The organism is Afipia sp. GW821-FHT04G03 (genome assembly GCF_059419985.1).
In genome coordinates this window covers 1117412-1142813 of the sequence record NZ_JBWKSV010000001.1, presented here as the reverse complement: position 1 = coordinate 1142813, position 25402 = coordinate 1117412, and the positions used below count along the sequence as shown (strand labels likewise).

Below are 25402 nucleotides of genomic sequence, written 5' to 3'. Positions count from 1 at the left end.
CTGCGATGAAACGTATTCTGCCGGCGCTGTTTGCAATCGTGCTGACGCTCATGCCGTCGCTGGTCTTCGCCGTGCAGCCCGACGAGATCATGGCCGATCCTGTGCAGGAAGCGCGGGCCAGAAATCTGTCGCGCGAATTGCGCTGCATGGTCTGCCAGAATCAGTCCATCGACGATTCCGATGCGCCGCTGGCGCGCGACCTGCGGCTCCTGGTACGCGAGCGCATCGCCGCCGGCAGCACCGACGAACAGGTGATGGATTTCCTGGTGGCGCGCTACGGCGAGTTCGTACTGCTCAAGCCGCGCGTTCAAAGCAGCACGCTGCTGTTGTGGCTTGTTCCCCCGCTGGTTATGGCCGGTGGCGGGCTGGCGCTCTGGCTCGGGAATCGCCGTCGCCGCGCGCGCGTTGCCGCCGACGAGGAGGGTGCGTCATTCCAGCTCACCCCTGAGGAAGAGGCCCGGCTGGAAAAGCTGATCGCCGGCGAGGAAGCTGCGAAAAAGCCCGTCTGACGCGGGATTTTGCGCGGTTCCAGGACCAGTCGAAAGCCGGTTCCGGCGGCTGTTTCAGGCCGCTTTTTTATTACAAAACATTAATTCCCCCGTCAGAGCGCGGTAAGGCCGCGTGTCCCATCTTCCAGAGGACAGGTGCAGCGTCTTTCAAGATTCGGCACCGCGAGATTTCCCGTCCGCTTTCGCCCTCCTGGAGATTATTCATGACCGACCATCCCACCGATCTTTCGAAACTCCCGTCCTATCTTGCGCCGCGCCGTTCGCTGTTCTCCGCGCGCAAGTTCGCGCTGATGGCTTCGGTCGTCGCGGGTCTCGGCGTTGCCGGTTACGGCCTCAGCCCCGCGAACAACTTCGACGTGCTCACCACGACCGCCCATGCGCAGGTCAACAAGGAAGTCCGGCAGGTTCAGCAGCCGATCGGCTTCGCGGACATTGTCGAGCGCGTGAAGCCGTCGGTGATTTCGGTGCGCGTGAAGATGGCCGAGAAGCAGGTCTCGAACGATGGCCCCTCGGAAGATTCGCCGTTCCCGCCTAATTCGCCGATGGAGCGCTTCTTCAAGCGCTTCGGCGGTCCCGATGGATTCCCGGGTGGACGTGGCGGCCGCGGTGGCCGCGGCGGTGGCCAGATGACCGGGCAGGGCTCGGGTTTCTTCATCTCGGCTGACGGCTTTGCCGTGACCAACAACCACGTGGTCGACGGCGCGGACAAGGTTGAAGTCACCACCGACGACGGCAAGGTCCACACCGCGAAGGTGATCGGCACTGATCCGCGCACCGATCTCGCGCTGATCAAGGTCGACGGCGTCAGCAATCTGGCGTTCGCCAAGCTCTCCGACAGTCAGCCGCGCATCGGCGACTGGGTGCTGGCGGTCGGCAATCCGTTCGGCCTCGGCGGCACCGTGACCGCCGGCATTGTCTCGGCCCGCGGCCGCGACATCGGCAACGGACCTTATGACGATTTCATCCAGATCGACGCGCCCGTGAACAAGGGCAACTCGGGTGGCCCGACCTTCGACACCACAGGCGACGTGATGGGCGTCAACACCGCGATCTACTCGCCGTCCGGCGGCAGCGTCGGCATCGCTTTCGCGATCCCGGCCTCCACGGTGAAGAGCGTCGTGCAGCAACTCAAGGACAAGGGCTCGGTCAGCCGCGGCTGGATCGGTGTTCAGATCCAGCAGGTGACTCCGGAGATTGCCGACAGCCTCGGCCTGAAGAAGACCGAAGGCGCGCTGGTTGCGGAACCGCAGGCCAACGGCCCGGCCGCGAAGGCGGGCGTTGAATCCGGCGACGTCATCACGCGGGTGAACGATCAGCCGGTCAAGGATGCGCGCGAGCTTGCGCGGACCATCGGCGGCATGGCTCCCGGCCAGACCGTGAAGCTGGTTGTGGTCCACAAGGGCCAGGACAAGATCCTGAACATGACGCTCGGTGAATTGCCGAACGCCAGGCAGGCGAAGGCCGACACCGATCAGAAGGATGGTGGCGGCAAGTTCTCGAAGGGCAGCGTAACGGTGCCCAACCTCGGACTGACGCTGGCTCCGGCCAACAGCGTGGCTGGTGCGGGCAAGGACGGCGTCGTCGTAACCGACGTCGATCCGAACAGCCCGTCGGCCGAGCGCGGCTTCAAGGAAGGCGACGTCATTCTCGAAGTCGCCGGCAAGCTGGTCGGAACGCCGGGCGAGGTTCGCGATGCGATCACCGCGGCGCGCGCCGACAACAAGAACAGCGTGCTGGTTCGCGTGAAGTCCGGTGACTCGTCGCGCTTCGTTGCGATGCCGGTCTCCAAGGGCTGAGGCAAAAAGTGGGCACCGGTTTTCGGATCAGATCATGCCCACTTCGACAGTTAACGGTCCGCGCGAGCGGACGAGAAATGGGGAGTTGTCGCCGGCAAATTCGCCCCCGCCGACGGCTCCTTCCCGGGGACGGGCCTTAAAAACCCGTCCCTTGAAATCAGAGTGTGACGGTCCCCCAGCCGTCATGCCCGGATTGCTCTCGATGGAAAACGCCCCCCTCCGTCGAGTGCAGGCGCGATCGCACTCCAGTCGGTCGTGCAGTGCGGGCGGTGAGGTCCCCCAGCTTCACCGCCCGTTTTTTTTCAGCCGGGGCGAGCGACACGTTTCGTTGCCTTGCATGAGGACGATCATCGCGCCATGGTGCTACAAAGCCCTGTCATATCGAGCCAGACCGAATCACAGATGCGACTGCTCATCGTTGAAGACGACCGCGAGTCGGCGGACTACCTCGTGAAGGCATTTCGCGAGGTCGGTCATGTCGCCGATCTCGCGAGCGACGGCGAGGAGGGTCTCGCGCTGGCGGAGTCCGGCGACTACGACGTGCTTGTCATCGATCGCATGTTGCCCAAGCGCGACGGCCTGTCGATCATCGGCACCCTGCGCGGCAAGGGCAATCACACGCCCGCGCTGATCCTGTCGGCGCTCGGCCAGGTCGATGACCGCATCAAGGGACTTCGGGCTGGCGGCGACGACTATCTGCCGAAGCCTTATTCATTCGCCGAGTTGCTGGCGCGCGTCGAGGTGCTGTCGCGCCGTCACGGCGGACCGTCCGAAGAGACAACCTATCGTGTCGGCGATCTCGAACTCGACCGGTTGTCCCATCAGGTCAAGCGCGGCACGACCGAGATCACGCTCCAGCCGCGCGAATTCCGGCTGCTCGAATATTTGATGAAGCATTCGGGGCAGGTCGTGACCCGCACCATGCTGCTTGAGAACGTGTGGGACTATCATTTCGATCCGCAAACCAATGTGATCGATGTGCATATCTCGCGGCTGCGCTCCAAGATCGACAAGGGACACGATCGTCCGCTGCTGCACACCATTCGTGGTGCCGGATACATGATCCGTGACGGCATTCGGTAAACTGATCCGGACCACGGCGTTCCGGCTGACGCTGGTTTATCTTTTCCTGTTCGCGCTGTTTGCTGCGTCACTGCTGGGTTATTTCGCCTGGAACACGCGGCGCTTGATCACCGAACAGATCACCGAGACCGTCAATTCCGAACTAAGCGAACTCATCAGCCAGTATGAGCGCGGCGGCCTGCGCGGACTGGTCGCCGGGGTGGAAGGCCGCGCGCTGCGTCCGGGCGCCAATCTCTATCTCGTCACCACGCCGCAGGGGCAGGGCGTCGCGGGCAACGTGTCGTCGCTCGCGCCTGGCGTGATGGACAAGCCCGGCTGGGCCGAGACGTCTTACAAGCGGTTGGAAGAAACCGACACCAAGAACCACTTCGCGCTGGTGAAGGTGTCGCAGCTGACCGGCGGCTTCCGGATTTTGGTGGGGCGCGATCTCGATGAACGGCGGCGGCTGTTCGGCATCGTCGCCAAGGCCGCGCAATGGTCGGTCCTGATCGTTGTCGTGCTGGGCCTCGGCGGCGGCATCTTCGTGGCGCGGCGCGTGCTGCACCGGATCGACGCCATGACCGGCACCACGCAGCGGATCATGGCCGGCGATCTCAGCGAACGCCTCCCGGTGGGGCGCAGCGGCGACGAGATTGACCGGCTCGCGGAAAATCTCAATGCCATGCTGGAGCGCATCGAGGCGTTGATGGCGGGATTGAAGGAAGTCTCCGACAACATCGCCCACGATCTCAAGACGCCGCTAACACGGCTGCGCAATCGTGCCGAGGAAGCGCTGGCGAAATCCAGCAACGAAGGCGAATACCGCGCCGCGCTGGAACGGACCATCGATGAATCCGACGGACTGATCCGGACCTTCAACGCGCTGCTGATGATCGCGCGCGCCGAATCCGGCCAGGCCCGCGACAACATGACCGACTTCGACGCCGCTGAAATCGCCCACGGCATTCACGAACTCTACGAGCCGCTGGCGGAAGACAAGGGCCTCACGCTGACCGTGAAGGCCGACACCGCGACAATCCACGGCAACCGCGAGCTCATCAGTCAGGCGCTCGCCAATCTCGTCGAGAACGCGATCAAATACGGCCAGCCGGTCGCAGGCGGCGCGGGCAACCCGTCCGACATTCTGATCGAGGCCCGACGGGACGGCGACGACGTTCTTCTCAGTGTCACGGATCACGGGCCGGGCATTCCCGAGGCCGACCGCCAGCGCGCGGTCGAGCGTTTTGTGCGGCTGGAGGCCAGCCGGACCCAGCCGGGGTCGGGGCTCGGTTTGAGTCTGGCATCGGCCGTCGCGACGTTGCATGGTGGCGGCCTGCGACTCGCGGACAGCCAGCCGGGGCTGCGCGTGACGCTTGTGATCCCGAGCCGGGGCGTGGAACAAAAGAGCGTATGACTTCACCCGCGATGGGCGGCGCGGACCGTCCCCTGGCGGCCCGTTTCGTGGCCGGACCGAAGTTGTTCGCGCGCGAGGCCGCCGAACAGCGGCTTGCGGACTGGCTGGGCGACTGTTCGCCCGAGCATGCGAACGCACTCAAGGATATTTCCCGCGAGTTCCCGCAGGCGAAAGCGATCCTTGAAGGTATTGCCGAGGCGTCGCCCTACCTTTTCGATCTGATGCGCGCGGACGCGGGGCGGACATTGCGTCTGCTTCAATGCGAACCGGACGGCCATATCGCCGCGCTGCTCGGCAAGGCGGTGGCCGATGCCGCCGCCGCCGCGAGCGAAGCCGACATCATGACGGCGCTGCGCCGGATGAAGTCCGAGGCGGCGCTGCTGATCGCGCTCTGCGACATCGGCGGCGTCTGGCCGGTGATGCGCGTGACGCGGGCGCTGACCGACATCGCGGTCACGTCGGTCCAGTGCGCTATTCGTTTCCTGCTCAAGCAGGAAGCCGCGCGCGGGCGTCTGCTGCCGCTCGATGCCGAGCATCCGGAAGAGGGCAGCGGTCTTGTCGTCCTCGCCATGGGCAAGATGGGCGCGGGCGAACTGAATTATTCCAGCGACATCGACTTGATCGTTTTCTACGAGTTGGAGGCGGCAACGCTCGCGGAAGGCATCGAGCCGTCGCCGTTCTTCGTCAAGATTGCGCAGGGGTTGTCGCGGCTGCTGCAACAGCGCACCGGCGACGGCTATGTGTTCCGCGTCGATCTTCGACTGCGGCCGGACCCGGCATCCACGCCGGTTGCGATCTCGATCGCGGCGGCGCTGCATTATTACGAGCGCGAAGGTCGCACCTGGGAGCGCGCCGCGATGATCAAGGCCTTGCCTTGCGCGGGCGATCTGAAAGCGGGCAACGCGCTGCTGGCGGAAATCGCGCCGTTCGTCTGGCGCAAGCATCTCGATTTTGCGGCGCTCGCCGACGTTCACGACATGAAGCGCCAGATGCAGACGTTCCGCGGCCAGAACGAGATTTCCGTGGAGGGCCATAACGTCAAGGTCGGGCGCGGTGGCATTCGCGAGATCGAGTTCTTCGCGCAGACCCAGCAATTGATTGCGGGCGGGCGACATCCCGAACTCCGGGTACGCCCGACGCTCGAGGCGCTGAACGTTCTCGCCGCGAGCAACTGGATCACGGTCGAGGCGCGTGACGAACTGACGGCGGCCTATGACTTCCTTCGTCGCGTTGAGCACCGGCTGCAAATGCTGGCCGACGAGCAGACCCATGCGCTGCCCGCCGAGGTGGAGGCGGTCGAGCGTTTCGCGCGCTTTTTCGGATACGACGACCGCGCCGCCTTTGCGAAAGATCTGCTGGCGCATCTCACCTGCGTGCAGAATCACTACGGCCGCCTGTTCGAGGGCGACCCCACCGGCACGGAGAAGCTGCCGGACATCGATTACAACGCGGGGCCCGACGACAAGGGCCTGCTGGAGCATCTGCTGACGCTCGGCTTCAAGAAGCCGAAGATGGTGGCGGAAACCGTCCGCACCTGGATGAGCGGGGATTACCGCGTGTTCAAGATCGAGGCGACGCGGCAGGCGTTTAATGAATTCGTGCCCGACCTGATGCGCGGCCTGTCGCGCGCCGAGGAGCCGGACGACGCGGTGACCGCATTCGATCGCTTTCTGCAAGCCTTGCAGCGAGGCGGGCGGCTAATCTCGCTGCTGAGCCAGAACAAGGAACTGGTGGCGCTGGTGGCGCTGGTGCTGGGCGCCGCGCCGCGCCTCAGCGACATGCTGGCGCGGAAGCCGCAGATCATGGACGGCCTGATCGATCCGCGGTTCTTCGGCGCGATGCCGGATCAGAGCGAATTATCCGCGCGGCTTTCCGCAACGTTGTCCGACGCCAATTCCTACGAGGAGTTTCTGGATCGTCTGCGGCTGTTCGGGCAGGAGAGCCTGTTCCTGATCGGCACGCGCATCCTGTCCGGCACGGTGTCGGCGCAGCAGGCGAGCGTGGCGTTCGCGGACGTCGCGGAGGGCATTGCGCATACCGTGCACGATCTGGTCATGGGCCAGTTCGCGGAGCAGCACGGGCGGATCAAGGATCAGGAAACGGCCATCGTGGCGATGGGCAAGCTCGGCAGCCGCGAGATGACCGCATCGTCCGATCTGGATCTGATCCTGATCTACGACTTCGATCACGAGGCTCCGGACTCGGACGGCCCGCGCCCGCTGCACGGTTCGCAGTATTTCGCGCGGCTGACGCAGCGTCTCATCAGCGCCTTCACCACGCGCACCAACTACGGCGTGCTCTACGAGGTCGATATGCGGCTGCGGCCGTCAGGCCGGGCGGGGCCGTTGGCGTCGCGGATCGATTCCTTCGCGGAATATCAGGAACACGAAGCCTGGACATGGGAACACATGGCGCTGACGCGCGCCCGCGTAATTTCCGCGTCGCCCCGGTTCGCCGCTAAGATCGAAGCCGCCATCCGTGACGTGCTGACGCGCAAGCGCGAAACCGGCATCATTGCCAACGATGTTCTCGAAATGCGCCGCGCCATCGCCGAGGAAAAGGGCGAGGGCGACATATGGGATCTGAAGAACGCCGCCGGCGGCATGGTCGATATCGAGTTCATCGCGCAGTATCTGCAACTCATCCACGCGGCGGACAAGCCCGGTATTCTCAACGTCAGCACGGTGCAGGTGCTGGACAGCGCGGCGCGGCTGGGCGTGCTGCCGCAATCCGACGCCGATGTCCTTCGCGCGGCGTCACGTCTCTATCACGATCTGACGCAAATCATCCGGCTTTGCGTGATCGGGAAGTTCAAGCCTGAAACAGCAGGGGAAGATCTTCTGCGGGTGATGACGCGGGCGGGCGATGCGCCGGACTTTTCGTCGCTTGAAGCGCGTGTACGGGAAACGCAGAATGAGGTACGCGAGGTGTTTCTGGCGCTGCTTGAGGGGACGCCCCGGCACTGATGCCCGGTGCGATATTCGCGCCGTGTCCGCACGGCAGCGCCACGCAAACGATGGTCCCGGCGCCGAGCCTTGAGCGCAGCTTCATCGAGCCGCCATGCAGGTTGACGAGCGACTTGGCGATGGCGAGGCCAAGACCCGAGCCGTGATAGGTCTTGGTCAACTGGCTTTCGACCTGCTCGAACGGCCGTCCAAGTTTCGCCAGTGATTGTGGCGCGATGCCGATGCCGCTGTCCGCGATGGTGAGCAGGACTGTATTATCTCGCATCCTGCTGCGTACCGTGACCTTGCCGCCGTCGGGTGTGAATTTCACGGCATTCGACAGCAGGTTGACCGCGATCTGTTTCATGGCGCGCCGATCGGCGAGGATCGGGATCGCGCCGCGAATATCCGCGTTGACTGTGAGGTTCTTGTTTTCGGCGCGGCCGGAGACGACCCGCAGGGATTCGGTGAGCGTCTGGGCGAGATCGAGCGGCTCGTAGTCGAGTTTCATGCGGCCGGCTTCGATCTTCGACATGTCGAGGATGTCGTTGATGACGTCCAGCAGGTAATTCCCGCTGGTCATGATGTCGTGGCAGTATTCCTGATACTTCTCGGAGCCGAGCGCGCCGAACATGCCGCTGCCCATGACTTCCGAAAAACCGATGATGGCGTTCAGCGGCGTGCGCAATTCGTGGCTCATGTTCGCCAGGAATTTGGACTTGGTCTGGTTGGCTTCCTCGGCGCGGTTTTTCTCGTCGGCGTAGTTCTGGGCGAGTTCGGCGAGCAACTGGGCCTGGCGCTCGAGTTCGGATTGCGAGCGTTTCAGGTCGATCACGTTCGCGGTGAGGCGGAGGTCGTTATCGATCAGCTTCTGCTCGTGCAGCTTGATCTGGGTGATATCGGTGCCGACCGAAACGTAGCCGCCGTCCTTGGTGCGGCGTTCGCTGATATTCAGCCAGCTTCCGTCATCCAGTTGCGCCTCGAAGGTGCGCGCGCCGGGGGCTGGCGAATTCGGCATCCGGGTGCGGATTTCCGGCATACGGCCGACCTGGATGACGGTTTCGTAGGACGTGCCTTGCTTGACGGCGGAGTCGGGGAGCTTGTGCAGGCGCTTGAAGTGCGAATTGCAAAGCACGAGGCGGTTGTCGGCATCCCACAGCACGAAGGCTTCCGGAATCGTCTCGATGGCGTCGCGCAGCCGCAGGTCGGCTTCGACGGTCTTCTCGGCGAGGCTCTTCTGTTCGGTGATATCGACGGCAATACCGATCAGGTGGCTGCCGCTGTCGTTCTGCCCCTGGCTCAGCTCGCAGCGGACGCGGAGCCAGATCCAGTGGCCGTTGGCATGGCGCATCCGGAAGGAATGGTCGATATGATCGAGTTTGCCTGAAACCAGTTGGTCGGCGATCACGAACAGGTCGATGTCGTCGGACATTACCAGCGCATTGACCTCGCCGAAGGTCAGGAGGTCCCTGCGGCCTTCAAGCCCCAGCAGTTCGAACATCGACTGCGACCAGAAAATCCGGCCGCGCGACAGGTCCCAGTCCCACAATCCGCAGCGGCCTCGGTTCAGCGCGGTGTCGATCCGCGCGCGGACGGCGTCATTGATCAGGTCGCCTTCTCGGGCGCGGGACGATTGCCAGTGAAACGCGAAGCCGAGGATCAGCACGACAAAGCCGGTGGTGGCGGAGAGCGTGATCTGGAGCGCGGCGTCGGAGCGCCACGGCGCCTCGGTCTGCTCCTGCACGACGATGACCTGACCGGGCAGGGACTTGACGACGCGCTGGGTGGCGAGGGCGCGGAGGCCGCCCGGCAGTTCGATGTCGATGACGCTGCTCTGTCCCGGAACGCCAAGCTGCTGGGTGGCGCTGAGGACGTCCATGATGCGGCTTGCGTTCTCTGCTGGAGCATCGATGGGGATTCGCGCGACGATGCGCTGCTCGGGGCTGGTCACGATGATATGGCGGCCGGCGGCGGCGCCCCAGGAGGGCACCAAACCGGGCAACAGGCTCTGAAGCCGCTCGGCCGACGCCGCGCGGTCCTGCCGAACAGGAGTCGCGCGGTCGAGACGTTCCGCCAGCACATCTGCCAGCGCTGAAAGGTCGCGTTTAATCGATGTGCGCTTTTGCCGGGTCTGGTCGAGGACTTGAACGAATGCGCCGATGCAGATGGTGACGAGAAAGGCGATGATGAGGGTGGGAACGGCGCGTCGCAGGGCCGGCTCCGCGATCAGCAGGCGGTGATACGCCGGCTTCGCGATCGACTGCGCCAATCCCTTGATAGAATCGGATTGGACACACGTTGTCGCTGCGTGCGAACGCGCCATTCCTTGCCCCTCGAATTTTCTTGTCTGCACCCCGTCCGGAAGGCATTCCCCAACCACCCGAATCGACTTTGATTTGAATCTGTTTTTTTGGCGCTGTCGAGAGTCAACGAATCGTTAAAGCGAAATAAATGTTGTCCCAAGGAAATTTGGAGGAAATTTGGACTCGTTTTTGAGTCAGCGCGTGAGTCCGAAACGAGAACGCGGCGCGCGCGATGAGTTGTGAAAGAAACTTTGACCATCCCGGACTTCGCGGGACGACACAGCGTTTTGAATTTCGATTGTGCCAGCAGCCGATTCGTTAACGCGCGGGCTCGGCGTGGCTGATGACGCGCTTCACCGACGGAAACGCACTGCGTAGCGCACGTTCGATCTCGTCGACCTTTTCGTGGACGTCGATAACGCTCATTGACGGCAACGCGCGGCAGTGGAAGTTGACGATTTCGCCCGCATCGGTGTCGCGCACCCGCACATTATGCACGTCGTGGATCGCGCCGCTCTCGGCGGCGAAGCGCGTCAGTGCGTGCTGGATGGTATCGACACGGCCGGTGGCGGCATCGGTGCCGTGGGGCAATTCCGGTTCGAGCGGTTCGATATGGGTATCGACCTCGACATCGGCGCCGAACTCGTCGCGGATGGCATGTTCGAGCCGGTGTGCGATGTCGTGGGCCGCGTTCAGCGGCATGTCGCCGTCAACCTCAAGGTCGATGCTGACGGTGAGCCTCCCGCCAAGGTCGTGGACGGTCACATGGTGGATCGCGAGGCCGGAATTGCGGGCGATCACCATGATTCGCTCGCGCACGCTCTCATTGCTGCGTGCGACCGGTACCGCCGTAAAGGTCAGGTCCGCGTCGTGAAGTGCCGCGGTTACCGCGTCCTGCGCCTTGCGCTTGATGTCGTCGATGCGGTCGATGGGGTAGGTGCGGGGCACCTGTACCGTGGCATCGACGAAATGCCGTGCGCCGACCATGCGCACGCGCAGCCGCTCCACATCGACTATGCCGGGAATGGCGCGGATGGCGGTTTCCGCCTTCTCGGAGGCGCCGTCCGGCGCACGGTCCAGCAGTGTCTCGATGGTGGATTTGCCGAGCCGCAGTCCCAGGACCGAAATCAGCACCGCGACCGCGATGGCCGCGCCGGCATCGCCCCAGGCATAACCGAACGCCGTCAGGCCGAGGCCGATGATGACGGCGAATGAGCCAAGGACGTCGGAGGCGAAGTGTAGCGCATCGGCTTCCAGCGCCTGGCTTTTGGTGTCCATTGCCGTCTTGTGGAGCGCGCGCGCGCGCCAGAAATTCACGACGATATCGACCGCCAGCACGACGAACGGCAGCGCCGTCAGCACCGGTGGTGCCACGCCTTCGCGCAGCCGGCTGTAAGCCTCGACCACGATGCCGCCGGCCAGAATATAGAGCAGGGCGATCACACCCAGCGCGGACAGGCTTTCCAGCTTGCCGTGACCGTAATGATGTTCGGCGTCGGCGGGCTTGTCGGAAATCCGCACCACGATCCATGTGACGATGGTGGCGATCAGGTCGACCGAGGAATGCAGCGCCTCGGAGATCAGCGCGATGCTGCCGATGGCCACGCCCACGACGAACTTGATCGCCGCCATGCTGGCGCTGGCGACAATCGAGATGGCGGCGACCCGTTGCTTGACTGCGCTCATTGGACCCTCAATGCGCGGGTCTTGTCACGGCCGTGCATTGAACGTCAATGCGGGAGTTCGCGATTCAAAATGCGTATCATTCGCAGGAGCGAACAGGGCGTTAAAGCTTCAGGACAATCTTGCCGAAATGCCTGTTTGCCGACATGTAGTCCACCGCCTGCGCGATGTCGCTGAACGGAAACACGCGGTCGATGGGCAGCTTCAGCTTGCCGGATTCGACGGCGGGCCAGATGTCCTGTTTTACGGTCGTGAAGATATCGCGGATTTCCTCGATCGAACGCGAACGGAACGTCACGCCGATGTAGCTGATGCGGCGCGCGGCATGGAGATCGAAGTCGAAATCGCCATGAGTGCCGCCGAGGCGTCCGACATTGACGATGCGGCCGAGGACTTTGGTCGCGGCGAGGTTCTGATTGAGCAACTTGCCCGAGACCTGGTCGATGATGACATCGACGCCCGCGCCGCCGGTTGCTTTCAACACCTGATCGACCCACGCCGGATCGTTGGAATCGATGGCCATGTCCGCGCCATGGGCAGTGAGCTGCGCGCGGCGCGCCGGGTCGGTGGACGAGCCGATCACCAGCTTTGCGCCTTTGAGCTTGGCGATCTGTTGCGCCATCAGCCCGACGCCGGAGCTGGCTCCCTGCACAAGAAGGCTTTGGCCGGGCTGCAGCGCGCCGTTGGTCACGACGGCATTGTGCATGGTGGTCAGCGCCAGCGGGAGCGACGCGGCCTGTTCAAAATCCATCGATGCGGGGATGGGAAACACGCGGCCGTAATCGGTCACGGCGTATTCCGCATAGCCTCCAGCGCCGGAGCCCATGACGCGGTCGCCGGCCTTGACACCCTTGGCGTCGGGTCCGAGTTCGACGATCTCGCCGGCCCACTCCATGCCGAGCACGGTGCCGACGCCGCCGGCCGCGCCGTGGACATGGCCCTTGATCATGCCGAGATCGGCCCGGTTCATGCCGCAGGCGTGGACCTTGACCAGAACCTGTGACCCCTTCGGCGTGGGCTTCGGCACATCGGTGATCGCGGCGCCGTTCGCGCCATAGACATAGGCTTTCATGGGATTGCTCTTTCAGTCATGCGGCAGGGCGGGTCGTCCTCAATATAGCAGTCGCGCCAGCTCACAAAAGACCACGCGCGCCGCGACAGAATCTGTCACAAACGCGGCACTTGATTCACAGCTTCGGCCTCCCGATGCGGCCGGACGTGCGGGAGCGACGAAAGTGCTGAGGATAGCGTGTCTCGCGCTCATGTTGTTGTCCTGTCTGCCGCTCGCGCATGCGCAGTCGCAGAAGGCATCGCCCGTTGCGAAGCGCGAACTCGTGGTCGGCGTCAAGGACGCGCCGCCGTTCGCGTTCAAGGGGGCCGACGGCGCATGGTCGGGCCTCAGCATCGAGCTTTGGCGGCAAGTCGCGAAAGCGACGAACCACGCATTTCGTTTTACCGAACTTCGGGACATGCCCGAGCTGATTCAGGAAACGGCGGCCGGCCGTCTCGATGTGGCGATCGGCGCGATCACGGTCACCGTCGAGCGCGAGAAAGCTCTCGATTTCACGCAGTCCTATTATTCGACCGGGACAGGCATCGCCGTTCCGATCGTCAGCGTGATGAACTGGGGCACATTGCGCCGGGCGCTGACCTCGTTCAATTTCCTGCAAGCCATCTTTGCGCTGATTGGGCTGACGCTGGGCGCCGGCATTCTTGTCTGGTTGCTGGAGCGGCGGCAGAACGAATATTTCGGCGGCAGCATCACCAAGGGCATCAGCTCCAGCGTGTGGTGGTCGACGCTGGCCATGACCCAGCGGTCGTCGGCGGAGAAAGGCCCGCAGACGATCCTCGGCCGTGGTGTCGCGGTGATCTGGCTGGTGGTGTCGGTGATCACGATTGCGGTTTTCACCGCCGGCGTGACGTCGGTGCTGACGACATCCCAGATCCAGGGAACGATCTACGGCATCTCCGACCTCGCGGCCGTTCGCGTCGGCACCGTCAAGGGAACATCGTCCGAGGGCGATCTCCTGCGCCGCAAGCTCAAATTCCAGCCCTACGACACGCCCGGCGAGGGACTGAAGGCGTTGCGCGCGGGCCGCCTCGATGCGTTCGTCTATGACAAGCCGCTGCTGACATGGGCTATTCGTCAGGGCTACGCGTCACGCCTCAAGCTGCTGGATATCTCAATCGAGACGCAGAACTATGCATTTGCGCTGCCGCCGGACAGCAAGCTCAGAAAGTCGCTGTCGATCGCCATCCTCGACGCGATGCAGAAGGAGGCATGGAGCGATGCGAGAATCCGTTATCTGGGCGAAGACTCGCTGAGTTCACCCTGATCGCGAGGGAGGCCGCGAACCATCTCAACGTAACGGTTTCGTGAGGGGCGCGGTTTGCCCGGTTTACCGCGCCTTGCATATGCCACATGCAGCGCCGCCAGTGCAGCGCAGAACGCAGACCGGCTACAGACGCTTTCTGCAAAGTGCCCCAAATCGCATCGGTAATAGGTTCAAGATGGACGCAATTTCGGCGAAGCCCGCGCCCGTCACCGACGGTCTTCCTCCCGAACGCAGACGCTGGGCGGTTTTTGCGATTTTCACAGCGCTCGCCATGGCGGCGCTCGACACCGCGATCGCCAATATCGCGCTTCCGGCGATCGCGGCTGACCTCCACACAACGCCAGCCGACGTGATCTGGGTCGTAAACGTCTACCAGATCGCCATGGTCGCGACGCTGCTGCCGCTGGCAGCCCTTGGTGAAATCGTCGGCCATCAGCGCATCTATCTTTGGGGGCTGCTGCTGTTCACGATTGCGTCGCTTGCCTGCGCGCTGGCGTGGTCGTTGCCCACCTTGTTGATCGCGCGCATTCTGCAGGGGCTCGGTGCGGCGGCGGTGATGAGCGTGAACACGGCGCTGGTCCGGTTCGTCTATCCCTCAAATCTTCACGGGCGTGGGTTCGGCAACAACGCCTTGGTGGTTGCGGTTGCATTCACGATCGGCCCGGCACTCGCATCGGGCATTCTGTCGGTCGCATCATGGCCGTGGCTGTTCGCGATCAACATTCCGTTCGGCGTCGCCGCGATGCTGATCGGCATGAAGACGTTGCCGCAGACGCCGCGCGCGCCGCATGCTTTCGACATGCTCGGCGCAGTGCTGACCTCGATCTGCCTGTGTCTTTTCATTCTTGGAATCGGCAGCGCCGCGCACGGAACGTCGGCTGTCGTCGTCATCGCCGAACTTGTCGGGGCGGTGATCTTCGGGGCGCTGCTCATCCGCCGGCAGGCCGATCATCCGGCGCCGATGCTCCCCATCGACCTGTTTCGCAGGCCGATGTTCTCATTGTCCGTCGCGACCGCGGTCTGCTCGTTCGCGGTGCAGGGACTGGCGTTCGTGTCGCTGCCGTTCTACTTCGAGGATGTCCTTCATCGCAGCCAGGTCGAAACCGGGTTCTTCATGACGCCGTGGTCGGTGGTGGTCGCCATCATGGCGCCGATCGCCGGGCGTCTGTCCGACCGGCAGCCGGCGGGCTTGCTCGGCGGCCTCGGACTTCTGCTGCTCGGCATCGGAATGGCGTTGTTGGCCATGCTGCCCGCCGAGCCGACTGTGATCGACATCGTATGGCGCATGGCGATTTGCGGCTGCGGTTTCGGATTTTTCCAGTCGCCCAACATGAAAGCTATCATGAGCAGTGCGCCGCCGAGCCGCAGCGGTGGCGCCAGCGGCCTCGTGGCAACCGCGCGCCTGACCGGCCAGACCGTCGGGGCGGCGCTGGCCGCGCTGTGCTTCGGTCTTGCCGGGCATGGGGGCGCGACATGGGCGCTCGCGCTGGGCGCCGGTTTCGCCGCCCTCGGCTGCGTCATGAGTTTCCTGCGCCTGACGGTGCGTTGACGCTCCGGATTTTCCGTCCTACCGATTGTTCAAAGAACAGTCCTAGGGGAGGTGTCCAGTGTCGGATCAGCCGGTGTCAGATCAGCCAGTACTTCTGAAGGTCGATGGGCCCGTCGCGCGTATCGTGTTCAATCGTCCCAAGGTCCTGAACGCGCTCAGCGTCGAGGCGGCGAACGCCTTTCTTTCGGCGTGCAAAAGCGTAGCCGCCGACAAGGCAATTCGCGTCGTGGTCATTGCGGGCGAGGGGCGCGCTTTCATGGCGGGCGGCGACATTTCCGCGTTCGCGGGCGCGGCGGACGAGGTGCGCGTGCGCGTGCCGACCATTATGGAGCCGCTGCATGAGGGCCTCGAAATCCTGGCGGGGCTGTCGCAGCCGGTGATCGCCAGTCTGCAAGGCGCGGTCGCCGGGGCAGGGATGAGCATTGCGCTTTCGACCGATCTCGCTATCGCCGCCGACACCGCGATCTTCACGCTGGCTTACGCGAAGCTGGGAACCAGCCCCGATGGGTCCGGATCGTGGTCGTTGCCGCGCCTTGTCGGCTTGCGCAAGGCGATGGAGATCGCGCTGTTGTCGGACGTCTACGATGCGCCTGAAGCGTTGCGGCTCGGCCTCGTCAATCGCGTGGTGCCTGCGGCGGATCTGGCGAGCGAGACCGACAAGCTCGCGCGCCGCCTTGCCGAAGGACCAACGTTCGCTTTCGGGCAAGCCAAGGCCTTGCTGCGCGGTTCGCTGGACAACTCGCTGCACGATCAGCTTGCCGCCGAGGCCGCGGCTTTCGGCCGGTGTATCGGCACGGCGGATTTTGCGGAAGGCGTCAGCGCGTTTCTCGCCAAGCGCCCGGCGACGTTTATCGGCAAGTAAAATTTACGCGGCCGACGTCGCCGTCGCAGGTTTCTGCGGCGGCCCGATAAACAGCCTTGTCAGCCATCGCCGGCTCGGATTTTCAACCGTGGCGTAGGAGATGCGCCCGACGACAAGCACCAGCAGGGAAATCGCGGCCACCAGCAACAGCTGCGGCACGAGGCCGATGGTCTTCGAGACCTGCGAGATCAGAACCATTCCCACCGCATAGTGGTAGAGATAGATCGAGTAGCTGCACTCGCCGATCCAGACCAGCGGCCGTATTTCAAAAATGCTCATTGAAGCCCGCTTGGTCGCCAGGAACCAGAACAGGACGAGGAATATGAGCGCGAAACTGCTGGCGACAACCGGATCGCGGCCGATCGGCGCGTAGTTGATGCTGATCCGCGCGATCATCGCATACGCGACCGCAAGCATGACGAGAGCGGCGCTCTTTGTAAGGCGCTCCTTGTACAGTTCATAGAACACCGCGCCTGCGGCGAACCACGGCATGTAGTCGGGAATGAACAGCGCATCATAAACGCCGTTGTAGCCGGGCAGCCAGCGCCGGAGCAGCGCGCGAACGATGTAGATCGCCACCGTGAAGATGACGAGATTGCGCGCAAGATTCCGCCGCGCGAACATCCAGTAGAGGATCAGCGCAATCATGTAGAACCGGATCTCGACCACCAGCGACCAGTAGACGCCGGTGACGAAATCAATTTTCGGAAACAGCCCGGACCACAGCGAGGTCGGCGTCAGCGTGAGCGACGGAAGGAAGTTCGGCCAGAACTGGCGGCGGGTGAGGGCGAACGGCGCGTCCGACCAGTTCAGGAGGAAGAAGGTAATCACGGCGGAGACGATCAGCGCGGGCCAGATACGGACAAATCGGCGGATCGCGAAATCGAGCAACGACTTTGAGGATTCCAGCGTCATCGCGATCACGAAGCCCGAGATGATGAAGAACAGCTCGACGCCCATGTAGCCGTATTTGAAGATCACGACATTGCTGAACGTCTCGCCGTAGGGATACAGCGTCGATTTGTAGTAAAACGACTCGAGGTGATAGAAATAGTGGAATCCCATCACCAGCACGATCGCTACCCCGCGCAGGCCGTCCAAAGCGGTCAGTCGTTGGCTGGTCATGGTGTCTTGATCGGTTGCTGTTCGGCGTGTTTTAGCCAAAACGGGGCCGGAGGTCGAATATCCCGCGAGAATATCAGCCCTTCATTCCCGTTTTCCGGCTTTGAAACGGGTCGAAAAGTCCTATTTTCTATCGTAAGAGGTGCCTCACCGCGCCGGCATTCTCAGGAAAAAATGCAGGAATTTCAGCAGCACAGATTCTCCGTGGCCCCGATGATGGACTGGAGCGAGAGTCCAATTTTATCAAATAGTTAGAGGCCGACGTGTGCACGATGTGTGCACCGGGAAATCAAAGAAAATCCAAAGAGAACCATGGTGCGCAGCCTCAGAGTCAAACCACGCACTGATCATGGTGGGACTTGCTGATTGTTCTCTACCGTTTTTCGAGCGGCCTTCGTGCAACGCCGTGTTCAAACTCGCTCCCGGTGAGGCGGCCTGGCGGCAGAACGTACAGTTCTAGTCATAGAAATTGACAGTCGTAACGTCAGGCCTGTGCGTGCAAGGCGGATGAGACCGGGTCGACTCGTCCTTTCGGAAAACGGCTCGAACGGTAGGCGCATATTCGATTCCACACGCGGTCGGGCCTAATCGAATTCAACCTTCCACGGCCTCGCTTTTGCTCGGCTCGTGCCGCCGGCCGGAGCCGCCGAAACGATGAGAAAGTGCCTATCGTTCAGAGGCATACGATTCCATTAGAGCTTCTCCATTAGAGCTTCCCGGCCAATGGTGAAAGGCGGGAGAGTTGGTGGATCAGTGCGATTGGGCGATCCAGCCCCACTTGCGGAAGATCGCGGCGCCTTCGGGAGAGCGCAGGTAAGCGACGAACTCCTTGGCCGCGGGATTGCCCTGACCTCGACGGGTGAGGCCCACGCCCGTGTCCCGGTAAATTCGATATTCCGGCTCGACCTCGACCAGGTCGGCAAGGGAAGGGTTCGACACCTGCCAAATCGTCCAGATGATCCAGGCGTCGATATCGGGGCGCTCGGTCCACGTTTGCCGGGCTGCGGCGCTGTTGGGCGCAAACGCTACGATCTTGGCGCGCAGCGCCTTCACTTTGGCAATCTCCCCCGTGCGCCCGGCCATGTCTTCCCACAAACCCTGCTGTCCCGCCCCGTTCACGACGAGCACCTTGAGCTCGCGCGAGAGGAGATCTGCAAATCCCTTGATGCTCTTGGGATTGCCGGGGCGTACAAGGACGGCGGCCGGCCTGAGGTAAAGTGGCGTAATAGTTTCCTCGATGATCTGCCCGCTCATTGCGGTCACGAAATCGGTCATCATGACCTCGGAGCCACTGTAGATGACGTCCCCTTCGGCCTTAGCCTTCTCAAGCCACGCGCCGGTCGGACCGGATACAACCTCCACCTTCGTGTTAGACTTCTTTCCAAAGGCCTCAGCGGCCTCTTTCATGGCCGGAGCCGGACCGCCTGGACCAAAGACATGGACAGCCGGCTCAGCGCGGGATGGCATTCCGGTAAAGATCAAGAATACAAGACCAAGGGGCGCTAGAAATCGCAGCATGCTTCTCTCCTTCTGCGTATAGATGCACGATCTGGCCCAGCCCCCGCGAACTTTTACACCACTAGGGTGTCGGTCCGGTCATCAGGTTCAACAAGCGTCGATTTCGAGAAACCCACGAGGGCAATCGGGTCGATAGACCGAAGGCGAGGAACCCCCCCGCAAGCGTCGGTGCTCCCGCGGTAGGGTCGAAAAGACGATGGTCAACGCTTCGGGCATTCTGGGCCGCTTAGTCGATGTCAGATTGTCCGAAACTGCCCCATCATGCCGTTATCCTCATGCTCCAGGATATGACAGTGATACATAAATGGCGCCTTTTCGGCAGGCTGATTGAAATGCACGAGTAATTCTACTGGCTCTCTCACGAGAACGGTGTCGCGAGCACCGGTATCACGAAGGATTGGCTTGCTGCCGTTGCGACTAAGGACCTCGAACTGCACTCCGTGAATATGGAAAGGGTGGGACATCATTTCTCCCGATACCTCCCAGATTTCGGTTTCACCTAGCCGGACGTTTTCGTCGATGCGGTTCATATCGAACGGACGACCGTTGATGACCATGCCGCCACCCGACCCCGTCCCACCGCCCATCATACCCCCCATGCCCATGCCCAGTACGAATCGGCGTCGTGTGTTGGCTTTCGATGGATCTGCACGCGGACGCTCGACAAGGCGCTCCGGAATCTTGCTGGGGGTGCCTGGGGCCCCAACAGGGGAAAACTGCAAAACCGTCTCGCCTTGACCGCCAAGAATTTCCTTCGCGAAATTACGTGCTTGTGCCAGCGGTCCCATCATCATCGGCATGTTGGTGTCGGGATCGGTCTTGAGAGACACGGCTTGGCCATTCGAAAAGTCCACCAACACCTCGACGCGCTCACCCGGCGCAAGTGTGAGCGAACGGACGCTCATTGGGCGATCGAGTAGGCCACCCTCGCTTGCGATCCAGTGAAACGCTCTATTGTCGCTGAAGGAAAGGTCATAGATTCTGGCGTTAGAACCATTTACCAGTCGCAGACGCACCAATTGATTTGGAACACGCGCCGTGGCGTTCGGCGTACCATTGGCCAAGATCGTATTGCCACGACGTCCCTGCATCATGTTCATCATTCCTTGCGGGAGCACCATTAGCCCGTCCTCGAACTGCCTGTCTTGAATGACAACGGGAAGGTCATCGACACCATATTCAGAGGGCAGCGTCAGAGCCCGCTCGGCCTCATCGGTAACAAGCAGCAAGCCTGCCAGCCCGGAATACACCTGCGCTCCAGTCCGCCCGTGGATGTGAGAATGATAGAACAGAGTGGCGGCAGGCTGGTGAATGGGCAACCTTGGGCGCCAAGTGTCGCCGGGGGCGATTATTTGATGGGGCCCGCCGTCGAGTTCGGCAGGGATGAGAAGGCCATGCCAATGAACTGTAGTGTCTTCCTTCAGCTTGTTGGTTACGGCAATTTCGACGTTGTCGCCCTGATAGATTCGAATTGATGGACCCAAATAACTCCCATTGTATCCCAAACTGGCGCTCGCACGTCCTGGAAAGAATTCGGTAGCGCCCGCTTGAACGCGCAGCGCAACCGCGTTGCCTTCCTTCCGCGCGTCAATAAGTGGAGGAATCCGCAGGGGCTGCCGTTCCGCTGCCGCATCTGCCGCTGTCCAACCGGCGTAGTAAGACGTGAAGGCACCTGCGCCTATAGCGCCGGCACCGGCAAGAACGGATCGACGGCTGAGTTTCATAGGTACGCCTGCTGGTCAATTGATGTCATTCGAACCCATGGCACGGTGGTGAGACACGGACACGCCGCTAAAAATTAGAAGTATCTAATGTTGTTTGGGTTCCGTACTTAAGCGCGAGCAAGGGTGAGACCGACCAGCTCCCCCTCCGGAACAGCGTTTAACCATGGGGCAAATGCTGTTCCCGGACGAGAAATCGGCCCTAGGGCACTTGAATTAATATCACGATAGTCTAAATTAGCAATTGCTAATCGCTGCAGGAGCGACAATTTGACGACTGTGTTGAACCCCGCGGACTTCGAGAAAAACGCCATGGAAGTGGCGGGCATACTCCGCGCGCTCGCAAACGAGCGTCGGCTGATGATCCTGTGCAAGCTGGTCGAATATGGCGAAGCGACCGTGGGTTCTCTTGTCGATGCGGTCGGCATCAGCCAATCCGCACTGTCCCAGCATCTTTCGAAAATGCGTGAGGAGGGAATTGTGACGTTTCGACGAGAATCCCAAACGATTTGGTACCGAATTGCCGACGGGCGGGTCGAAGAGCTCTTAACCACGCTCCATCGGCTGTTTTGCAAGCCGACCGGAAATCAGGAAAACGCAAATGACCACACATCTTGATCCACAGGAAGCATTGCGTCTCATCAATGAGGGCGCGTTGCTGATCGATGTCCGCGAGCCGGACGAACACGCCCGCGAACGCATCCCCAATGCCAAGCTTGTTCCATTGTCCCGTCTTGCCACACCGCTGGATCGGAACGAGGCTCAGCAGCTCATTTTTCATTGCCGGTCGGGAAGCCGAACCGGCGCAGCGGCCGAAAAGCTCGCGGCTGCTGCCGGCGGCGACGCTTACATTTTGCGTGGAGGGTTGGATGCCTGGAAAGCGGCAGGGCTGCCGGTTCTAAGAGACCCTCGTCGACCGATCGAAATGATGCGGCAGGTTCAGATCGCCGCAGGCAGCCTCGTGGTTCTTGGCGTTGGTTTGGGCGCGCTGCTGCATCCGGGATTCTACGCCCTGTCGGGGTTCGTCGGCGCCGGTTTGGTCTTTGCCGGGACAACCGGGACATGCGGCATGGCCCGAATGCTCGCGCTTGCTCCGTGGAACCGAATGGCTCGGGCCTGACAGGGAGCGCCGCTCGTCCATGATGGACTTTGCTGTCGGTATTGCGACCACAATCTCGGGCGGAGTTGTTGGCCTGGTGCTCGGCCTTGTGGGCGGCGGCGGGTCGATCCTGGCAGTTCCTCTTTTGGTTTACGCTGTCGGGGTCACGTCGCCACATGTCGCAATCGGCACAAGCGCCATTGCGGTCTCTATGAGCGCACTCGGCAACGTGGTGGGCCATGCCCGCGCCGGGAATGTGAAATGGCGCTGTGCGGCCGTCTTTGCGTCAGCCGGCGTGTTCGGGGCGGTTGCGGGCGCAACGATAGCCAAAGCGCTTGATGGGCAGAAGCTCCTGGTCCTGTTCGGCGCGCTGATGATCATCGTGGGAATTACCATGCTGCGCAAACGCAGTACGGCGGGGAATCCGGAGGTGCGATTGTCAATGACAACGGCGCGCGAGCTTTTGCCGCTGCTCCTGAGCATCGGTTTTTCCGTCGGACTTTTCTCGGGTTTCTTCGGAATTGGAGGCGGCTTCCTGATCGTGCCGGGCCTCATGCTTGCGACCGGGATGCCCCTGACTATGGCCATTGGCACGTCTCTCGTTGCCGTCGCGGCGTTCGGGGCGGCAACTGCAGCGAGCTATGCCGTCTCCGGGATGATCGACTGGCCGATCGCCGGCCTGTTCGTTCTCGGCGGCCTGGTTGGCGGCATAGCCGGCGTCGCGTTCGGAAAAGCGCTCGCAGCAAGGAAGCGGGCACTCAGTCTGACGTTCGCTGGCCTGGTTATTCTGGTCGGCCTCTACGTCGTCGTGCGCGGAACGGTGCCGCTGTTCGCGGCTTGAAAATCTCTTATCTCGGGAAAGGACGGTTGTATGGTGAAGTCTGAGTTACAGGGGTTTCCAATTGTCCAGGGGTTCTTCGACAAACGCACCTTCAGTGTGCAGTACGTTGTCGCGGATCCCGAGACCCGGCACTGCGCCATTGTCGACCCCGTTCTCGATTTTGATGAAAAGTCCGGCTCAACAGCCACGTGGTCGGCCGATGAACTACTCGCCCATGTGCGGAAGGAGGGCTACATGCTCGAATGGATTCTCGACACACATCCGCACGCCGATCACTTCTCGGCAGCGGCCTACCTCAAGGGCAAAACGGGCGTCCCGACTGCGATCGGCGAAAAGGTCGTCGAAGTGCAGAAGCTATGGAAGGAAATCTACAATTACCCCGACACGTTCCCGACTGACGGATTGCAATGGGACAAGCTGTTCGTCGATGGCGAGCGGTTCAAAATAGGCAGTTGTGATGTCGAGGTGATGTTTACGCCGGGGCATACGCTCGCCTCGATCGCCTATCGTGTCGGAGATGCAGTCTTCGTTCATGACACCCTGTTCCAACCAGACTTCGGAACGGCACGCGCCGATTTTCCGGGTGGGGATGCGCACGCACTTTGGAGGAGTATCCAGAGGATTCTTGCGCTGCCAGATGACACCAAGGTCTTCACCGGACACGACTACATGCCGAGTGGGCGCCAGCCCGCCTGGGAAAGTACGGTGGGACAGCAGAAATCCGAAAACATTCACCTTAGAGAGGCGAAGAGCGAAGCAGAGTTCGTTGCGCTTCGGCAGGCCCGTGACCGGAAACTGCCTATGCCGAAACTGATATTGCAATCGCTGCAAGTGAACATTCGAGGCGGCAGGCTGCCCGATCCAGAATCGAACGGGCGGCGTTATCTCAAAATCCCCCTTGGGGCGCTCGAAGGCGCGCCCTGGAATGAAGGAGACCACCATGAACATTAAGAGCGCAAAAGAACTCGTCGCCGAGGCCACGGCGGAGGTCGAGACGCTTTCCGCGGACGCCGCCGTGAAACTGATTGGCGACCCGAATGTGGTATTCGTCGATGTCCGGGAAGCCGATGAACGGCGCAAGACCGGCGTTCTCAAGGGTTCAGTGCATGCCTCACGCGGATTTCTGGAATTCCATGCCGACCCCGACAGCCCAACTCATGTGAAGCCGTTGAGCAGCGGCAAGCGGGTGGTGCTCTATTGTGCTTCCGGCAATCGGTCCGCGCTGGCTGCCAAGACGCTCAAGAGCATCGGTATCGCCAACGTCTCGCATTTGGCCGGTGGATTCTCGGCAATGCAAAAGGCGGGCGGCGAAACCGAAAGCGCGGCGTGAGTCGGATCGTGACGTCCTAGTGCAATCTAACAGAAGGACCCAAGACAATGATGGACGGTACAGGCGGAGGAATGATGTGGGGCATGGGCCTAACATGGATCGTCGTCATCGTGGTGCTGGTGTTGGCAGGTGCGGCGCTCGCCAAGTACCTGTCCTCTGGCCGATAAACGAGAGCGTTAATTGGCGTGCCTCTGGGCCATTCATTTCAAGGATTGAAGAGTGACATTTATTACGCAATTACAGCGGTTCTTGAAAACAAACTCAAATTTCTCGGACCTGGTTTTTCGCGTTTGCCTCAGCCTCATATTCATCATTGGCGGGCTTGGACATTTCGTGGAGCACCGTCAGATGCTTGAGCGGATAGCTGAATCACCGTGGTCAAATACGATCAATACGATTGGCGATCCATCTGTCTTGCTCTGGATTTCCGGAGCTATTTTCGTCCCGGCCGGCTTCGCGCTTGCTGTTGGATTTATGACCCGGCTGTCATCCGTTGCGCTTTTCGTGACGTTGGTGCCCATTACGATTACAATGCACCTTGCTCCGGGCCACGCCGGGCCGCTGTTCAAGAATATCGCTATCCTGGGCGCGTTGATTCATTTCGTCTTTAACGGATCGGGTGCGGTTGCGATCGACCGAGCTTTTGCATTAGCCGTTGAACCCACCGATAGGAGTTCGAGAAAACGTGCGCGGGCGAGCTAGGAAATCGCCTCTCGGCCGCGGCTAAGGAATTGCGACTACGGCGTATTCCTGGCGTCACCGCGGATTCGAGCGCGACCGATGAGAGGCTGTAGTCCACCCAAGGCATTCGCGATTTCCGTGAACCTTAGCCGTCGAGCATCGTTAACAATGAAGCCAACCCAACATTCCACTGCGCATAGGAGAAACGTTCGTGAAATACCACTTTTCCAAGACCGTCGATTTACCGATGGAAGCAGCCGTTTCTGCGACCACCGAAGCCTTGAAGAAACATGGTTTTGGTGTGCTCACCGAGATTGATGTGCAGGCGACACTGAAGAAGAAACTCGATGTGGACTTTCGCCCTTACCGCATCTTAGGTGCTTGCAACCCCAAAATGGCGTATCAGGCACTACAAGCTGAGGATAAAATCGGCACCATGCTTCCATGCAACGTAGTCCTGCAAGAGCATCATTCGGGCCGTACTGAAATTTCAGCGGTGGATCCGGTAGCGTCTATGCAAGCGATCGAGAACCCCAAGCTCGCCGGAATTGCAGCAAGCGTCCGCGCTGCGCTGCAGGAAGTAATTGCAGACATTGGAGCCAAGCAAGGTCCGCCAGCGTAGCGGGGGTCG

Annotated in this window: 20 protein-coding genes and 1 pseudogene; 15 read left to right on the top strand and 6 right to left on the bottom strand. The window is 61.7% G+C overall.

The features are described 5' to 3' along the window. Nucleotides 1–5: 5 nt before the first annotated feature. From AC07UB_RS05575 to AC07UB_RS05555, 5 genes and pseudogenes are all read left to right on the top strand, one after another. The gene (locus AC07UB_RS05575) at nt 6–509 is read left to right on the top strand and encodes a cytochrome c-type biogenesis protein (protein ID WP_492792895.1); all 504 of its coding nucleotides are present in this window, start codon (nt 6–8) and stop codon (nt 507–509) included. Nucleotides 510–712: 203 nt separating this feature from the next. Then, nucleotides 713–2305: a Do family serine endopeptidase gene (locus tag AC07UB_RS05570; RefSeq protein WP_492792894.1), complete on the top strand. Its 1593-nt coding sequence runs from the start codon at nt 713–715 to the stop codon at nt 2303–2305. A 357-nt stretch (nt 2306–2662) separates the two neighbouring features. After that, on the top strand, nt 2663–3388 hold the full coding sequence (locus AC07UB_RS05565) for a response regulator transcription factor (protein WP_492792893.1): 726 nt from the start codon (nt 2663–2665) through the stop codon (nt 3386–3388). Further along, the gene (locus AC07UB_RS05560; protein WP_492792892.1) at nt 3372–4781 is read left to right on the top strand and encodes an ATP-binding protein; all 1410 of its coding nucleotides are present in this window, start codon (nt 3372–3374) and stop codon (nt 4779–4781) included. The genes AC07UB_RS05565 and AC07UB_RS05560 overlap by 17 nt, the downstream gene beginning before the upstream one ends. Next, nucleotides 4778–7672 (top strand): annotated as a pseudogene (locus AC07UB_RS05555) (bifunctional [glutamine synthetase] adenylyltransferase/[glutamine synthetase]-adenylyl-L-tyrosine phosphorylase); the annotation flags it as partial. The gene AC07UB_RS05560 and the pseudogene AC07UB_RS05555, both read left to right, overlap by 4 nt. Here the strand turns inward: AC07UB_RS05555 and AC07UB_RS05550 are convergent. The 3 genes from AC07UB_RS05550 to AC07UB_RS05540 form a co-directional block, all read right to left on the bottom strand. After that, nucleotides 7593–10049 carry a PAS domain-containing sensor histidine kinase gene (locus AC07UB_RS05550; protein ID WP_492792891.1) on the bottom strand — a complete coding sequence of 819 codons (2457 nt, stop codon included), beginning with the start codon at nt 10047–10049 and terminating at the stop codon, nt 7593–7595. The pseudogene AC07UB_RS05555 and the gene AC07UB_RS05550 overlap by 80 nt on opposite strands. A gap of 298 nt (nt 10050–10347) precedes the next feature. After that, a complete protein-coding gene (locus AC07UB_RS05545; protein WP_492792890.1) occupies nt 10348–11715 on the bottom strand; it encodes a cation diffusion facilitator family transporter in 1368 nt (455 codons plus the stop codon). 100 nt (nt 11716–11815) lie between these two features. Continuing rightward, complete coding sequence (locus tag AC07UB_RS05540; protein ID WP_492792889.1) at nt 11816–12784, bottom strand: zinc-binding dehydrogenase; 969 nt, start codon at nt 12782–12784, stop codon at nt 11816–11818. A gap of 190 nt (nt 12785–12974) precedes the next feature. Between AC07UB_RS05540 and AC07UB_RS05535 the strand changes: the two genes are divergently transcribed. From AC07UB_RS05535 to AC07UB_RS05525, 3 genes are all read left to right on the top strand, one after another. Then, on the top strand, nt 12975–14048 hold the full coding sequence (locus AC07UB_RS05535; RefSeq protein ID WP_492792887.1) for a substrate-binding periplasmic protein: 1074 nt from the start codon (nt 12975–12977) through the stop codon (nt 14046–14048). A 175-nt stretch (nt 14049–14223) separates the two neighbouring features. Beyond that, nucleotides 14224–15597, top strand: a complete 1374-nt coding sequence (locus AC07UB_RS05530) for an MFS transporter (protein ID WP_494651808.1) — start codon at nt 14224–14226, stop codon at nt 15595–15597. A 73-nt stretch (nt 15598–15670) separates the two neighbouring features. Beyond that, a complete protein-coding gene (locus tag AC07UB_RS05525; RefSeq protein ID WP_494651809.1) occupies nt 15671–16459 on the top strand; it encodes an enoyl-CoA hydratase/isomerase family protein in 789 nt (262 codons plus the stop codon). Between the two features lie 3 nt (nt 16460–16462). Here AC07UB_RS05525 and AC07UB_RS05520 read toward each other — a convergent pair whose 3' ends face one another. From AC07UB_RS05520 to AC07UB_RS05510, 3 genes are all read right to left on the bottom strand, one after another. After that, on the bottom strand, nt 16463–17584 hold the full coding sequence (locus tag AC07UB_RS05520) for an acyltransferase family protein (RefSeq protein ID WP_494651811.1): 1122 nt from the start codon (nt 17582–17584) through the stop codon (nt 16463–16465). Between the two features lie 747 nt (nt 17585–18331). After that, nucleotides 18332–19099, bottom strand: a complete 768-nt coding sequence (locus AC07UB_RS05515; RefSeq protein WP_494651813.1) for a substrate-binding domain-containing protein — start codon at nt 19097–19099, stop codon at nt 18332–18334. A 236-nt stretch (nt 19100–19335) separates the two neighbouring features. Next, on the bottom strand, nt 19336–20823 hold the full coding sequence (locus AC07UB_RS05510) for a multicopper oxidase family protein (RefSeq protein ID WP_494651814.1): 1488 nt from the start codon (nt 20821–20823) through the stop codon (nt 19336–19338). 309 nt (nt 20824–21132) lie between these two features. On the opposite strand from AC07UB_RS05510, the gene AC07UB_RS05505 reads away from it, so the two are divergent. The 7 genes from AC07UB_RS05505 to AC07UB_RS05475 all read left to right on the top strand — a co-directional run bounded on the left by AC07UB_RS05505 (nt 21133) and on the right by AC07UB_RS05475 (nt 25393). Then, nucleotides 21133–21438 carry an ArsR/SmtB family transcription factor gene (locus AC07UB_RS05505; protein ID WP_494652673.1) on the top strand — a complete coding sequence of 102 codons (306 nt, stop codon included), beginning with the start codon at nt 21133–21135 and terminating at the stop codon, nt 21436–21438. Then, entirely contained in the window at nt 21422–21940 is a 519-nt protein-coding gene (locus tag AC07UB_RS05500) for a rhodanese family protein (protein WP_494651816.1), read from the top strand. Before AC07UB_RS05505 ends, AC07UB_RS05500 begins: the two co-directional genes overlap by 17 nt. A gap of 19 nt (nt 21941–21959) precedes the next feature. After that, nucleotides 21960–22760 carry a sulfite exporter TauE/SafE family protein gene (locus tag AC07UB_RS05495; RefSeq protein ID WP_494651818.1) on the top strand — a complete coding sequence of 267 codons (801 nt, stop codon included), beginning with the start codon at nt 21960–21962 and terminating at the stop codon, nt 22758–22760. A 30-nt stretch (nt 22761–22790) separates the two neighbouring features. Beyond that, the gene (locus tag AC07UB_RS05490) at nt 22791–23711 is read left to right on the top strand and encodes an MBL fold metallo-hydrolase (RefSeq protein WP_494651820.1); all 921 of its coding nucleotides are present in this window, start codon (nt 22791–22793) and stop codon (nt 23709–23711) included. Further along, the gene (locus tag AC07UB_RS05485; RefSeq protein WP_494651821.1) at nt 23701–24090 is read left to right on the top strand and encodes a rhodanese-like domain-containing protein; all 390 of its coding nucleotides are present in this window, start codon (nt 23701–23703) and stop codon (nt 24088–24090) included. Before AC07UB_RS05490 ends, AC07UB_RS05485 begins: the two co-directional genes overlap by 11 nt. Before the next feature lie 219 nt (nt 24091–24309). Further along, nucleotides 24310–24792, top strand: coding sequence for a DoxX family protein (locus tag AC07UB_RS05480; protein ID WP_494651823.1), 483 nt, complete (start codon nt 24310–24312; stop codon nt 24790–24792). Nucleotides 24793–24982: 190 nt separating this feature from the next. Further along, nucleotides 24983–25393 carry a DUF302 domain-containing protein gene (locus AC07UB_RS05475; RefSeq protein WP_494651824.1) on the top strand — a complete coding sequence of 137 codons (411 nt, stop codon included), beginning with the start codon at nt 24983–24985 and terminating at the stop codon, nt 25391–25393. Nucleotides 25394–25402: the final 9 nt, after the last annotated feature.